Source organism: Lentzea albida, from assembly GCF_900111005.1.
Lineage (GTDB): Bacteria > Actinomycetota > Actinomycetes > Mycobacteriales > Pseudonocardiaceae > Lentzea > Lentzea albida.
Genome location: NZ_FOFV01000011.1, coordinates 151,350 through 165,350, shown reverse-complemented (window position 1 = coordinate 165,350; position 14,001 = coordinate 151,350). Strand labels below are relative to the sequence as shown.

The 14,001-nt window shown below is 70.3% G+C and carries 11 protein-coding genes; 8 read left to right on the top strand and 3 right to left on the bottom strand.

What is annotated here, in order from left to right; genetic code table 11:
• The first annotated feature begins 28 nt into the window (after positions 1 to 28).
• Genes BMY74_RS26185 through BMY74_RS26160 form a run of 6 tightly spaced genes read left to right on the top strand, consistent with a single transcriptional unit; the run spans position 29 to position 8,055 of the window.
• On the top strand, positions 29 to 1,570 hold the full coding sequence (locus BMY74_RS26185; RefSeq protein WP_089920599.1) for an NAD(P)-binding domain-containing protein: 1,542 nt from the start codon (positions 29 to 31) through the stop codon (positions 1,568 to 1,570).
• Entirely contained in the window at positions 1,557 to 2,930 is a 1,374-nt protein-coding gene (locus BMY74_RS26180) for a class I adenylate-forming enzyme family protein (protein ID WP_218159750.1), read from the top strand. The genes BMY74_RS26185 and BMY74_RS26180 overlap by 14 nt, the downstream gene beginning before the upstream one ends.
• Before the next feature lie 11 nt (positions 2,931 to 2,941).
• Positions 2,942 to 4,480, top strand: a complete 1,539-nt coding sequence (locus BMY74_RS26175; RefSeq protein WP_089920908.1) for an NAD(P)-binding domain-containing protein — start codon at positions 2,942 to 2,944, stop codon at positions 4,478 to 4,480.
• Positions 4,477 to 5,472, top strand: a complete 996-nt coding sequence (locus tag BMY74_RS26170; RefSeq protein ID WP_089920597.1) for an alpha-hydroxy acid oxidase — start codon at positions 4,477 to 4,479, stop codon at positions 5,470 to 5,472. Before BMY74_RS26175 ends, BMY74_RS26170 begins: the two co-directional genes overlap by 4 nt.
• Entirely contained in the window at positions 5,466 to 6,761 is a 1,296-nt protein-coding gene (locus tag BMY74_RS26165) for a cytochrome P450 (RefSeq protein WP_245786365.1), read from the top strand. The genes BMY74_RS26170 and BMY74_RS26165 overlap by 7 nt, the downstream gene beginning before the upstream one ends.
• 16 nt (positions 6,762 to 6,777) lie before the next feature.
• Positions 6,778 to 8,055 (top strand): cation:proton antiporter domain-containing protein, encoded by a 1,278-nt coding sequence (locus tag BMY74_RS26160; protein WP_089920593.1) that lies wholly within the window; start codon positions 6,778 to 6,780, stop codon positions 8,053 to 8,055.
• Here the strand turns inward: BMY74_RS26160 and BMY74_RS26155 are convergent.
• From BMY74_RS26155 to BMY74_RS26145, 3 genes are read right to left on the bottom strand one after another with little or no spacing between them, the layout of a single operon-like run.
• Positions 8,027 to 9,139: a glycosyltransferase gene (locus BMY74_RS26155; protein ID WP_089920591.1), complete on the bottom strand. Its 1,113-nt coding sequence runs from the start codon at positions 9,137 to 9,139 to the stop codon at positions 8,027 to 8,029. The two genes, BMY74_RS26160 and BMY74_RS26155, sit on opposite strands and share 29 nt — an antisense overlap.
• Before the next feature lie 36 nt (positions 9,140 to 9,175).
• Positions 9,176 to 10,039, bottom strand: a complete 864-nt coding sequence (locus tag BMY74_RS26150; protein WP_089920589.1) for a hypothetical protein — start codon at positions 10,037 to 10,039, stop codon at positions 9,176 to 9,178.
• Between the two features lie 53 nt (positions 10,040 to 10,092).
• Positions 10,093 to 11,745, bottom strand: a complete 1,653-nt coding sequence (locus tag BMY74_RS26145) for a choice-of-anchor B family protein (protein WP_089920907.1) — start codon at positions 11,743 to 11,745, stop codon at positions 10,093 to 10,095.
• 133 nt (positions 11,746 to 11,878) lie between these two features.
• On the opposite strand from BMY74_RS26145, the gene BMY74_RS26140 reads away from it, so the two are divergent.
• Both BMY74_RS26140 and BMY74_RS26135 read left to right on the top strand, forming a co-directional pair.
• The gene (locus BMY74_RS26140) at positions 11,879 to 13,324 is read left to right on the top strand and encodes a phenylacetate--CoA ligase family protein (protein WP_089920587.1); all 1,446 of its coding nucleotides are present in this window, start codon (positions 11,879 to 11,881) and stop codon (positions 13,322 to 13,324) included.
• Between the two features lie 131 nt (positions 13,325 to 13,455).
• Positions 13,456 to 13,884 carry a peptidase inhibitor family I36 protein gene (locus BMY74_RS26135; RefSeq protein ID WP_218159748.1) on the top strand — a complete coding sequence of 143 codons (429 nt, stop codon included), beginning with the start codon at positions 13,456 to 13,458 and terminating at the stop codon, positions 13,882 to 13,884.
• Positions 13,885 to 14,001: the final 117 nt, after the last annotated feature.

Below are 14,001 nucleotides of genomic sequence, written 5' to 3'. Positions count from 1 at the left end.
TGAGATCGCGTGGGTAGCTTCCCCGGTCATGGCGTACGACTACCTGATCATCGGCGCGGGACCGGCCGGTTTGCAGCTCGCCGCACTGCTCGAGCGCGACGGTCGCGACTACGCCGTCCTCGAGCGCGGCAGCGGGGCGGGCACGTTCTTCACCCGGTACCCGCGGCACCGCAAGCTCATCTCCATCAACAAGGTCCACACCGGGTTCACCGACCCGGAGCAGCGGATGCGGATGGACTGGAACTCGCTGCTGCTCGACGACCCCGAACTGCTGTTCACCCGCTACACGCCCCGGTACTTCCCGGACGCCGACGACATCGTCCGCTACTTCCAGGACTGCGCGGCCGGCCTGAACGTGCAGTACGACATCGATGTCACGCGCATCTCCCGCGACGACGACGGGTTCGTCGTCCACAGCGGCGAGAAGACCTGGCACGCGAAGAACCTCGTGATGGCCACCGGCGTCTCGCAGCTGTACGTGCCGGAGATCCCCGGCATCGAGCACGCCGAGCGCTACGACACCTTCGACACGGACCCCGAGTCGTTCACCGACCAGCGGGTGCTCGTGATCGGCAAGGGCAACTCGGGCTTCGAGACCGCCGACGCGCTGGTCGAGCACGCGGCCGTCATCCACGTCGCCGGGCCGCACTCGGTGAAGCTCGCCTGGCAGACGCACTACGTCGGGCACCTGCGGGCGGTGAACAACAACTTCCTCGACACCTACCAGCTCAAGAGCGAGAACGCCGTCATCGACGGCACGATCGAACGCATCGAGCGCAAGCCGGAAGGCGGTTTCCGGATCCAGTTCCGCTACGCGCGCACGGTCGAGAAGCTGCGCGAACTGGAGTACGACCGCATCATCGCGTGCACCGGCTTCCGGTTCGACGCCTCGATCTTCGCGAACGACACGCGGCCGTCGCTGGTCATCAAGGACCGGTTCCCGGAGCTGACCCCGGCGTTCGAGTCGGCGAACGTGCCCGGCCTCTACTTCGCGGGCACGATCACGCAGTCGCGCGACTTCAAGAAGTCCACCAGCGGGTTCATCCACGGCTTCCGCTACGGCGCCCGCGCGCTGCACCGCATCCTGAGCGCCCGCAACCACGGCACCCCGTGGCAGGGCGAGGACCTGGAGCTCTCACCGGAGGCGATCAGCGACGCCGTCATCGCCAGGGTCAACACGTCCTCGTGCCTGTGGCAGCAGTTCGCGGTGATGGGCGACGTCGTGAGCGTGCACGGGCAGACCGCGCGCTACTCGGAGGAAGTGCCGGTCTCGTACGTGGCGGACGGCGGCCTCGGCCCGGCCGAGCACCGGTTCGTCGCGACGCTCGAGTACGGGCCCGACCACGACACCGTGGACCCGTTCGACATCAGCATCCCGCGCGTCGCCGAGAACGACGCCGTCAACGCCGCCGACGCGAGCTACCTGCACCCGGTGGTCCGCTACTACCGCGACGGCGTGCTGGAAGCGACGCACCACCTGGCGGAGAACCTGGAGAACCACTGGGACGTGCCCGAGGTGCACCAGCAGCCGCTCGCGGTGTTCGTGAAGGAATGCCTTGCCGGCGCGTGACGCCGAGCCGTTCCCGCGCGCGGTGCTCGACGTGCTCGCCGCCGCCGGGGAACGGCCGGTGTTCGAGCACGGCACCCGCGTGGTGACCGGCGACGAGATGCTCGGGATGGTCGCGCGGATCGCGTCCGGGTTGCGCGGGAACGGGATCGGGCCCGGGGACGGGCTGGCGCTGCTGCTCGGGGTGACCGCGGAGGCGTTCGCGGCGATCCTCGCGGGGCACGTGGTGGGGGCGCGGGTGGTGGGGGTGCGGCCGGGGCTGACCGAGGCCCAGGTCGAGCACCTGCTCGGGCTCGACATCGAGCTGGCGATCAGGGACGCGGACCTCCCGGGGCTGCTCCAGTCCGCAGACGAACCCCTGCGGTGCGACGGCCGCCCGAACGACATCGCCCGCCTCATCCACACCAGCGGCAGCACCGGCGCGCCCAAGGCGTGCGCCCAGTCCTATGCCGCGATGACCGAGGCCTGGGCCGCTCGCCCCGAAGCCTGGCCCCCCGCGATCCGGGAGCTGGCGACGCGGCTCGACCGCTACCTCGTGTTCGGATCGCTGTCGAGCCAGGTGATGTTCGAGTACGCGATGCTCACCCTGACCGCGGGCGGCACGGTCGTCGTCGCCGGCGACCCGGCCGACGCGATCACAGAGCTGAAGGCCACCGCCCGCGTGATCACCGTGCCGGGCCTGGCCAAGCTCGTCGCCGCCCAGAAGCGCGACCCGGCCGACCTCTCGACGTTGAAGGCGCTCCTGGTCTCCGGCTCCCCCCTCACCCCCGAACGCCACCGCGACGCCCTGGAAACGCTGGGGCCGGTGCTGTTCCACGGCTACGGGCAGACCGAGACCGGCATGATCTCGATGGCCACCCCGGACGATCCCCCCGGCACGGTGGGAAGACCGCCCGTGGACGTCGAGATCCGCGACGGCGAGCTCTACGTCCGCACCCCCGGCCAGGCCCAGGAGTACTGGGGGAACCCGCGGGAGTCGGCCGAGACCTTCGTGGACGGCTGGGTCCGCACGCACGACCTCGGCCGGTTCGACGACGACGGCCACCTGCGGCTGATCGGCCGAGCGCGCGACGTCGTGATCGTCAACGCGAACCTGCATTACGTCGGACCGATCGAACAGGTGCTCGCCGAGCACCCGGACGTCGCCGAGGCCTACGTCGTCGCGGTGCCGGACGACGAGACCGGTGAGGCCGTGCACGCGTTCGTGGTCCCGAAGGGCGATCGCGTGCCCCGGCTCGAAGAACTCCGCGAGCTCGTGACCGCACGGCTCGGTGCGGCCTGCGCGCCCATCGGGCTCACCGCGATCGCCGAACCTCCCGTCGCCCCCGGCGGCAAACCCGACAAGCGTCAGCTCACCGCGTGAAGGAGAACGTCGTGTCCAGCGAGGTAACGACCGAGTGTCTCGTGATCGGCGCCGGCCCGGCGGGGCTGCAGGCGTCCTACCTGCTCAAGCAGGACGGGCGCGACCACCTGGTGCTGGAGGCGGGCCAGGGCGCGGGGACGTTCTTCACCCGCTTCCCGCGGCACCGGCAGCTGATCTCCATCAACAAGGTGTACACGGGCTGGGACGACCCGGAGCTGAACCTGCGCGTCGACTGGAACTCGTTGCTGTCCGACGATCCCGAGCTGCTGTTCACCGGCTACACCCCGCGCTACTTCCCGAACGCCGACGACATGGTCCGCTACCTCGGCGACTTCGCCGTGAAGAACGACCTGCCGGTCCGGTACGACACCAGGGTCGTGTCGGTGACGCGGCCGGACGACTTCGTGGTGCGCGACCAGCACGGCGGCACCTACCGGGCGAAGCGGGTCATCGTGGCGACCGGTGTCTCGCAGCCGTACGTGCCGGACATCGACGGCGTCGAGCACGCCGAGCACTACTACGACGTGTCCGTCGACCCACAGGACTTCACGAACAAACGGGTGCTTATCATCGGGCGCGGCAACTCGGCGTTCGAGACCGCCGACGCACTGATGGAGACCACGGCGGTCACCCACGTCGCCGGGCCCGGGTCGTTGAAGCTCGCGTGGCAGACGCACTTCGTCGGGCACCTGCGGGCCGTGAACAACAACTTCCTCGACACCTACCAGCTCAAGTCGCAGAACGCGTTGCTGGACGGGCACATCAGGAGCATCCGCCGCGACGACGACGGCTTCCTGGTCGAGGTGAGCTTCCAGCGCGTCAACGAGGTCGTGAAGGCGATCCGCTACGACCGGGTGATCCTCGCGACGGGCTTCCGGTTCGACGCCTCGATCTTCGCGCCGGAGTGCCGCCCGCAGCTCACGATCAAGTCGCGCTTCCCCGACCAGACCGCGGCGTGGGAGTCGGTGAACGTCCCGGACCTGTTCTTCGCGGGGACGATCACGCAGATGCGCGACTTCAAGAAGTCGACCAGCGGGTTCATCCACGGCTTCCGCTACGGCGTCCGCGCGCTGCACCGGATCGCCGAACAGCGCTACCACGGCGTGGACTGGCCCAGCCGCCCCGTCGAGGACGTCACCGAGGCGATCATCGAGCGGGTCAACCGGACCTCCGCGCTGTGGCAGCTGTTCGGGTTCCTCGCCGACGTCGTGCTGACCGGGGAGGACGGCACCACCCGCTACCTCGAGGAGGTGCCGGTCGCGCACCTGCACGAGGCCGTGGCGCGCGGCGAGTTCGGGGACGTCGAGTCGTACCTGACGGTGACGCTGGAGTACGGCGCCGACCACGACAAGGTCAACCCGTTCGACATCACCGCCGGACGGAACTCGCAGGACGACACCAGCGGGCTCGACGGCCGCTACCTGCACCCGGTCGTGCGGCGGTTCCGCGCCGGTGAACTGGTCGACGAGCACCACGTCACCGAGAACCTCGAGAACGAGTGGGACAGCGAGACCGTCCACAAGGCACCGCTGCGGGAGTACCTGCGGTGAACCCGGTGCTCGCGGAGCTGCACGACAAGGCGCGCGCGGTGCTCGACCCCGTCCACCACGACTTCTTCGCGGGCGGGGCCGGGGACGAGGTCGTGCTCGCGGAGAACGAGGCCGCGTTCCGGCGCCTGGCGCTGCTGCCGAGGGTGTTGCGGGGCAGGGAGATCGGCGAGGACTTCCCGGTGATGATCTCGCCCACCGCGTTCCACAAGCTCGCCCACCCGGACGGCGAACTGGCCACCGCGCGGGCGCTCTCGGGGACCACGCTGGTGTCGAGCACGGCCTCGACCGTGCCGATCGCCGACGTCGTGGCGGCCGCGACCGGGCCCGTGTGGTTCCAGCTGTACGTGCAGCCGGACATGGCCGTCACGGAAGCGCTGGTGCGGCGCGCCGAACAGGCGGGCTGCCGGGCGTTGGTGGTGACGGCCGACTCCCCCGTGTTCGGCCGCCACCGGCGCGACCTCGCGCACGGCTTCCACGACCTGCCACCGGGACTGGCGGCGGAGAACATGCGCGACCTCGTCGAGCCCGGCCTGCGGAACATCGCCATGTCGCCGACGGTGTCGTGGGAGCACATCGACCGGTTGCGAGAGATGACCGCGCTTCCGCTGTGGGTCAAGGGGATCCTGCACCCGCAGGACGCGGAGCTGGCGGTGGGGCACGGGGTCGCCGGGGTCGTCGTGTCCAACCACGGCGGCCGGCAGCTCGACCTCGTCCCGGCGTCGCTCGACGCGTTGCCCGCCGTGGTCGACGCGGTGGCCGGACGGGTGCCGGTGGCACTCGACGGCGGTGTCCGAAGTGGAGGCGACATCGCGCTGGCCCTGGCGCTGGGGGCGTCGGCCGTCGGCATCGGCAGACCGGTGCTGTGGGGGCTCGCGGCGGACGGCGACCAGGGCGTGCGACGGGTCCTCGACGTGCTGCGCGACGAGTTCCTGCACGTCCTGACGTTGTGCGGCGGCGAACTGAGCCGGGACATGGTGGTGAAGCGGTGCTGAGCCGGTTGCCCGCGCGGGTGGTCGCGTTGCGCGCCAAGGTGTTCGAGAAGGTCAACGGGGACAACGCGATCACGTTCCCGAACGAACAGGTCGGTCCCGACCGCTTCCAGGAGCTCTACAGCCACCCCGCCGCGAACGGCCGCAGCCGGGGCGCCGGGCTCTCGGACCTCTTCTGGTACTGGCTCTCCCCCGGCCCCGAGGTGCACCAGGAGCACTTGGAGGCCGGGCCGCGCTACGACGACGTGGCCCGCGCGACCCGCACGTTCCTCGCCGGGCCGAGCGACGCGCTGGCGGAGGCCGCCACCCGGTGCACGGCGAAGGTGCTCGACGAGGTGCTCACCGGCCGCGTCACCGAGGTCCGGTTGCGGGACCTGATGATGCCGGTGTGGGCCGAGTACTTCTACGAACTCGTGTTCGGCGAACCGTGCCCGCGGTACGCGCGGGACCTGATCGTCGGGCACGCGAACGACGTTGTGACCTCGCTGAAGTGCACAGGACTGCGCCACCCCGCCCGGAGGGCACGGCTGACCCGCTACCTGACGGTGCGGCTCGCGGACGTCCGGCACCCGCTGCCCGGGACGCTGTCGGAGACCGAGCAGGTGCACTACCTGCAGGGCACCTACTTCAACACCGCGGTCGTGCAGATGTCCGAGGCGATGGCGCACCTGCTGCTCGCGCTGGCCCAGCACCCCGAGGTGGCGGAACGGATCGGCGACGACCGCTACTTCGCGCACGTGCTGGACGAGACGTTCCGGCTCTACCCGTTGTTCGGCATCGCCCACCGCATCACGACCGACGACATCGTGCTCGACGAGCACACGACGTTCCCGGCCGGTTCGGTGCTGTGCTTCAGCTACCCGGACTACCACGCCACCGGCTACGCCGACCCGCACGTGTTCGACCCCGGCCGCTGGGAGTCGACCGCCGCCCGCCACGAGCACCACATCCCGTTCGGTGTCGCCGCCAACCGGCCCTGCCCGGCCTGGCGCCTGTCCCCCCTCGCGATGCGCGCGTCCGCCAGGGAGGTGCTGCGCCGCGTCAGCCTGCACTCCACCGCGACGCACACCCGCTCGTTGCCGAGCCGCGGCCCGTGCCTGCTCGTCCGCGACGGCCCCGTCCCCCGGCTGCGCCTCGCCTTCCTGCGCGTGCGCGACCGCTGGGAGGACGTCTGGCGCAGCGTCGTCCAGCTCGTGCTCGGCACCGCGATGGTGCTGCACGCCCACCACCTCCGGCCGGCGGGCCGCTACTTCGACACCCACGACACGCAGGGTTGCCCGGTCCGGCACTGACCCCAGGAGATCCCCCGTGAACCAGATCCACTTCGCGTTGCAGGTCTTCGCCGCGCTGGCGGTCGTCCTCGCCGCGACCACCGTGTGCGGGCGCCTCGCGATGCTGATCAAGCAGCCGAGGGTCGTCGGCGAGATGGTCGCCGGCGTCCTGCTCGGCCCCGCGCTGCTCGGCGCCGTCGCCCCCGGCGTGCAGGCCCAGCTCTTCCCCGCCGACGTCAAGAGCACCCTGTACGTGCTCAGCACGATCGGCCTGACGTTCTACATGTTCCTCGTCGGGTCCTCTTTGGACCACGGACTCACCACAGGGGCCAACGCGCGCAAGGCCGGCGTGCTCGCCGTCTCCGGCATCGTGCCCACGTTCCTGCTCGGCGCGGGCGCGGCGGTGCTCTTCTACGACTCGCTGAGCCCCGAGGGCTCCAGCCTGTGGATCTTCATGCTGTTCGTCGGCGGCGCGCTGTCGATCACCGCGTTCCCCATGCTGGCGCGGATCCTGCAGGAACGCGGCATCGCGAACACCCCCATCGGCGGCCTGACCCTGGTCGCCGCCGCGATCGACGACGCCGTGGCGTGGGGCTTCCTCGCGCTGATCATCGCCGTCGGCGCGTCCGGCAGCCCGTCCGGCGCCGTGCGCACGATCCTCGGCGCGGCGATCTTCGCGGTGCTGATGCTGACGGTCGGCCGCAAGTGGCTCGCCAAGCTCGGGGAACGCGCCGAACGCGACGGCAAGCTCAGCCGCGACATGGTCGCCGTGATCCTGCTGATCGTCCTGCTCGCCGGCTGGTACACCGACCTCATCGGCGTGTTCTCGGTGTTCGGCGGGTTCATCACGGGCCTCGCGATGCCGAACTCGAAGGTCGTGCGCCAGGAGCTCGACGCCAAGCTCTCCGACCTCAACTCCATCCTGCTGCTGCCGGTGTTCTTCGCGTTCAGCGGCCTCAACACGCGGATCGACGGCTTCGGCTCCGGTGGCGCGCTGTGGTTCCCGCTCGCCGTGATCATGCTGGCCGCGTTCGCCGGCAAGTACCTCGGCTGCGGTCTCGTCGTGAAGGCGCAGGGCTACTCGTGGCGCTACGCCTCCGCGGTCGGCGGCCTGATGAACGCCCGCGGCCTGATGATCCTGATCTTCATCAACATCGGCCTCGCCTACGACCTGGTGACACCGGAGATGTTCGCGATCCTCGTGGCCGTCGCGATCGTCACGACGGCCGCCGCGATGCCGATCTACCGGGCGTCGCTGCCCGACCACCTGGAGGCGCAGGCCGACGTCAAACCCTCCCCCGCACCAGTGCCGTGAGCTGGTCGACGACGGCGGCCGGGTCCGGCATCCCCGTGATCTCGGACCCGGCCCTCCCCGCCACCTCCCGCACGGCCGGGTCGTCCAGCAGACGGCCCGCCGCCGCGGTGACGGCGTCCGCGGTGATCTCCGGCCCGACGAGCTTCGCGCCCGCGCCGGTCGCCTCGACCACGTCGGCGTTGACGAACTGGTCGGCGCCCTGGGGCAGCAGGAGTTGCGGCAGACCGGCCGCCAGGGTGCCGAGCACCGTGCCGGTTCCGCCGTGGTGCACCACGAGATCGGCCCGCCGCAGCACCTCCGCCTGCGGCACGAACCCCGCGATCCGCACGTTCGGCGGCACGTCACCCGGCAGCGCGCCGGGACCGAGCGCCACCAGGACGGTCACCGGGAGCCGGGCGAGACCGGCGATCGCCTGCCGCAGCACGTCCGTCGCGGTGTGCGACACCGTGCCGAGCGTCAGGTACACCAACGGTTTCCCTGAGTCGATCTCCGGCATCGGCACGTCCAGGTCGAACGCGACCGGCCGCATCCGCAGCACGGTGGGCAGGGCCGCGACGACCGGATCGCGCACGAGATCGGGCCACACGTCGACGACGGTGTCGCCCAGCATCGGGTCGGCGGGCGTGGCGCCGTCCCACAGCCACGCCATCTCCGGCGCGGCCAGGCGCAGGAGCTCGGGCGGCATCGACCGGCCGATCACGTGCGACACGAACGGGACTCCGGCGTCCCGCGCGGCCTTCGCGGCGCCGGCGTCGCTCTGCTCGTAGACGACGAGGTCCGGACGCAGCCGGGGCAGCAGACGTTGCAGATCGCTGACCGTCGCGCGGGGCAACACGTCGGCGAACATCGTGATCAGCAGCCGGGCGACGTCGTCACCGCGGTGCCGCGCGCGGGCCTCGGCTTCCGCCTCCCCGACGGAGATGCCCGCCGCATGCGCCTCGAACGCGAGAGCCTGCACGGTGTCGAGGAAACCGCCGCCGGTCGCGAACACGACCTCGTGACCAGCGCGCTGAGCCGCCCTGGCGAGGGGCACGAGCGGGAACAGGTGGCCGTGGGCGGGGCGGCACGAGAAGAGGATGCGCATCCGTCCCAGTGTGGAGGTCGTCTGCTGAGAACGGGCTCAGCCGACGTCCACCGTGAACGCCGCCCGGCGCAGCTCGCCACCGTGGCGGAACTCCAGGAACAGCCGGTACTCCCCCCGGTCGGCGAACACGGCCTGGAAGCTGAGTTCGCCGTTGTTCAGCGGGATTCCGGCCAGCTCGACCGGGTGCAGGTGCGTGGCCGAGAGCAGCATGGTGTGGAAGCCGGTCATGTGGCCGTTGGCACCGAGGTGCGGCTCCAGCGAGCTCACCGGTGTGCCGTCCGGCGCGCGGATCGACAGCCGCAGCACGTGCGCGTTCAGCGACTTCGGCTGGTCCGTGTCCACGCGCACCACGGTGTACCCGCCGGTGGTGGTGACGCCGGCCTCGGGCGCCGGCACCGGGACCACCGTCGTGTCGCCGGGCACGCTGAACGGCACGCCGAGCACCACCGGGTGGCGGGCGTCGGCCGTGTCGAGCGGCACGAACTCCGCGAACATCCGGTACGCGCCGCCGTCGGGCAGCGACAGCGACGTGCGCCAGGTGTCGCCGTCCAGCACGGGGTGCAGGTGCTCGAAGACGTGCATGTCCTCGCGCACCGAGAAGAAGTGCATCTGCTTGGTCTGGTTGTCCAGGAACCGGGTGACGGGCCTGCCCGCGCCGTCGAGGATCCGGAACACCACCGGCACGGCCTCGCCGCGCGAAGCGGGCGTGGTGACGGGGTCGAAGCGGTACCCGCTCTCCACATCGGACAGTCCGTCGCTGTGCGCGGCGGGCACGACGGCGCCCATGTTCTGGTGCTGCATCGGGGGCGCGGACCGGGCGAACACCATCACCCCGCCGCCCACCACCACGGCGACGGCCAGCAGGGCGAAGAACCAGTCGGTGACGCTGAGCTTGCGCATGACAACTCCTCACGGCGCGGGCGGGCGACCGGGGCCACCCGCCCGCGTCAGGGTCAGAACTGGAGGCTCCAGGCGTCGATGTAACCGACGTCGGAGCGGTAGAGGTCCTGCACCTTGAGCTGCCACGTGCCCGCGGCGTCCTCGGCGGACGCGTTGACCTCGTACGTGGTCACGACGTTGTCGCCCGAGTCGTTGTTCGAGCCCTTGAGCCGGAACGAGGTGCCGTCCGGCGCCACGAGGTCGATCACCAGGTCACCGCGGTACGGGTGCTTGATGTCGACGTTCACCTTGAGCGTGCTCGGAGCCTTGCCGGGCACGCCGGACACGGTGACCGGGGACGTCACCGCGGCGCCCGCGTCCGGAATGGACACGTCGGCCGCGTTCTCGAACCTGCCCCCGGTGGGCGGCGGTTCGACGGCGCCGAGGTTGGGCTTGACCACGACCAGGCCCTGCTCGATGCCGTTGACGAGCACGATGCCGCTCGCGAAGTACGGGTAGTTGCTCCACGCCCCGTTGAACTTCGCCTCGTTCGCGGCCGGGTAGATGTCGAAGTACCCGGCCTCGGTGAGCTGGGCCGAGCCGACACCGCTGACGTCCAGGATGCGCAGGCCCGCCTGGTAGTTGGCCTGGTAGGAGTACTGGCCCTTGACGTACTGGTTGTGGTCGATCGCCGTGGCGGGCGAGTTGTACACGCCGGTGTGCACGGGGTTCGCGAGCGACGCCAGGTCCCAGATGTAGGTCTTGGTGCGCTTGTCGGTGCCGCGCGACTCGTCCAGCTCGTCGTCGAGCAGGAAGTACCGCTGGTCCTCGGTGAGCCAGCCCTGGTGCGAGTACTGCGCGCCGGAGTAGGCCTTGCGCACGATCTGGACGGGGTTCGCCTTGTCGGTCACGTCGACGATCGTCAGCGTGTCCTCGTTGGAGTTGAAGCAGATCTCCCGGCCGCGGTAGGTCGCGTCCGGGCCGCGGTAGACGACGCACTGGTTGTCGTGCGTGTAGCCGTCCTGCGCCACGCAGCCCGCGTTCTTCGGCTGCTTCGGCGTGCGGATGTCGACCATGTGCGGGCCGCCGCTGCACGTGTTGGAGCCGATCGCGTACGCGTACCCGGTCTCCTCGTTGATGGCGATGTTGTGCGCAGGGCCGAAGTCCTTGTACAGGGCGTCGGCGGTGAAGGTCTGCGGTGTGGTGACGGTCCGCAGGCGCGTCAGGTCGAACACCTGCATGCCGTGGCCGGTGATGAAGTCGGCGACGATGAACGCGTGGTCCTTGTAGACCTTCATGTCGCGCCACGAGCTGCTGCCACCGTTGGACGGCAGGTTGCCCAGGAACTTCGGCGCGGTCGGCGTGCTGACGTCGACGAACGCGGTGCCGTTGGTGCGGCCGACGACCGCGTACTCCTTGCCGGAGGACGGGTCGGTCCAGCCCCAGATGTCGTTGCCGTTGCCACCGCCCATCGCGGACAGGGGCAGCACGCTCAGCAGGTCGACGTTCTTGCACGGGTAGATGTCGGCCTTGCCGTTCACGCACGGGACGCCGGCGGCGGTGCCGGAGACGGTGTGGCGGTCGGCGGGCAGGTGGTCGGCCAGGAACGTCCTGGCGGCGGCCTGCCCTTCGGCGGTGTTGGGGTCGTGGGCGGAGGCGCCCGTCATCGAGAGGGCGACCGCGGAGACCGTCAGAACGGCCAGGGCGCCCATGCGCAGGGATCTCATGAAGTTGGACTCCTTCGGACCGGGAGGCAGGGTGTTCCCGGTCAACCCCAGACGGTAGGAGCCCCGGGCACCCGCCGTGAACCCTCGAACGTCTGGTCCGGGCAGGACGAGCAGGGCCGATAGGCTCGGATGTGTGGACAGCAGCCGACAAGCCCGCGTGCGCCAGGCGTTCGACGACTTCTTCGCGCCGGGCGAACCGAGGTCGCCGAGCTGGGTGCTGGAGTTGTTCCAGCGCACCGCCGAGACGGTGCCCGCCTACCGGGACCTGCTGCGACACAACGGGATCGACTCCGCGGCGATCCGGACGTTCGAGGACTTCCAGCGGTTGCCGCTGCTCGACAAGGCGAACTACCACGAGCGGTACCCGCTGCCCGAGCTGTGCCGCGACGGCGACCTGGGCGCGCTGGACATGATCGCCGTGTCGTCCGGCTCCAGCGGCAGGCCGACGATCTGGCCGCGGTCGCTGGAGGACGAGCTGCACGTCGCCCGCCGGTTCGAGCAGGTGCTCGTGGACGGGTTCCACGCCGGCGAGCGCAAGACCCTCGCCGTGGTGTGCTTCCCGCTCGGCACGTGGGTCGGCGGGCTGTTCACGCAGGCGTGCGTGCGGCACCTCGCGGCCAAGGGCTGCCCGATCACCGTGGTGGCGCCGGGCAACAACAAGGCCGAGATCCTGCGGGTGCTGCCGGAGCTGGCGCCGCACTTCGAGCAGGTGGTGCTGCTGGGCTACCCGCCGTTCGTGAAGGACGTCGTCGACACCGGGCTCGCGGAGAGCGTCGACTGGCCGGCGTACCGGATCAAGCTCGTGCTGGCGGGCGAGGTGTTCAGCGAGCAGTGGCGGGACCTGGTCTCGCAGCGCGCCGGCATCGCGGATCCGATGACCGACATCGCTTCCCTTTACGGGACAGCGGATTCCGGTGTGCTGGGCAACGAGACCGCGCTGTCGGTGGGCGTGCGGAGGTTCTTCGCGGAGCGCCCGGAGAAGGCGCGGGAGGTCTTCGGCGACTCGCGGTTGCCGACGCTCGTGCAGTACGACCCGGCGAGCCGGTTCTTCGAGGTGCACGACGGCACACTGGTGTTCACGGCGGACGGCGGGATCCCGCTGATCCGGTACCGGATCGCGGACGAGGGCGGCGTCCTGGCGCACGCCGAGGTGCTGGAGCACTGCGCCCGCGGCGGCTTCACTCCCCCGCCCGGCCCGGAACTGCCGTTCGTCTTCCTGTTCGGGCGATCGCTCTTCACCGTGTCGTTCTTCGGCGCGAACGTCTACCCCGAGAACGTGTCGGTCGGACTGGAACAGCCCGGCATCAGCGACACCGTCACGGGCAAGTTCGTGATCGAGTCGGTCGAGGACGAAGATCGGAACCGGTCGTTGCGGATCACCGTCGAGACCGCGCCGGGAGCGGTGGCGGACCCGGCGGTGATCGCGGAGGCGATCCGGGACCAGCTGCTGCGGCTCAACAGCGAGTTCGCGCACTACGTCCCGGCGCCGCGGCAGCTGCCCGAGGTCGTGCTGCGGCCCCACGGCGATCCCGAGCACTTCCCGGCCGGCGTGAAACACAGGTACACCCGACGATCCTGAAAAGCGCTTTTGCACCACGCAGCAATAGCTTTTCGAAACTCCCCCGCCTGCTTAAAGTGGCGTCGGCGAATTCATTTGCGGGTTAGGGAGGGAATCCTTTGAGGTTCGTTCGGCGTTTTGTTCTGGCATTGATGCCGCTCGCCATGCTCTTCTCCGTCGCCCTCGCGGCCCCGAGTGCGCAGGCAGAGGCTCCTGACGCGCAGGCCGCCGCCGTCGGCGCGGCGTACGACACCGAGACCGGCCAGGCGCTCGCGGCCTGGGACTGCAATACCGGCAACGTCTGCTTCTGGAACGGCTTCGGCGGCACCGGCGGCCGGTGCATGTGGGACGTGGCGGACGCGGACTGGACCGCGGGCACCTACAAGTGCTCCTGGGCCACGACCAAGGAGGTCAAGTCCGTCTACAACCGCGGGACGTCGTCCAACTTCAAGGGCGTCCGGTTCTACCGCAACACCGGCTACAACAACTCGATCGGCTGTACGAAGCAGGGCCAGAAGGGTGACCTCGCCGGCACCTACCAGGTCCGCTCCCACCAGTGGGTCACCACCAGCTGCGGCTGATCCGCGGCAATAGCGCAGAACCGTGCGCGGGGCAATCGTCCCGCGCACGGTTTTCGTTGCTCGATTCGGCGGATCGACACGCCCAGTATGGTTGTGCGCGGTGACCTGGACTGGGGA

Coding starts and splice junctions, on each gene's coding strand:
- BMY74_RS26185 (WP_089920599.1), top strand. CDS start 29: ATGGCGTACGACTACCTGATCATCGGCGCGGGACCGGCCGGTTTGCAG.
- BMY74_RS26155 (WP_089920591.1), bottom strand. CDS start 9,139: ATGCGCATCCTCTTCTCGTGCCGCCCCGCCCACGGCCACCTGTTCCCG.
- BMY74_RS26150 (WP_089920589.1), bottom strand. CDS start 10,039: ATGCGCAAGCTCAGCGTCACCGACTGGTTCTTCGCCCTGCTGGCCGTC.
- BMY74_RS26145 (WP_089920907.1), bottom strand. CDS start 11,745: ATGAGATCCCTGCGCATGGGCGCCCTGGCCGTTCTGACGGTCTCCGCG.
- BMY74_RS26135 (WP_218159748.1), top strand. CDS start 13,456: ATGCCGCTCGCCATGCTCTTCTCCGTCGCCCTCGCGGCCCCGAGTGCG.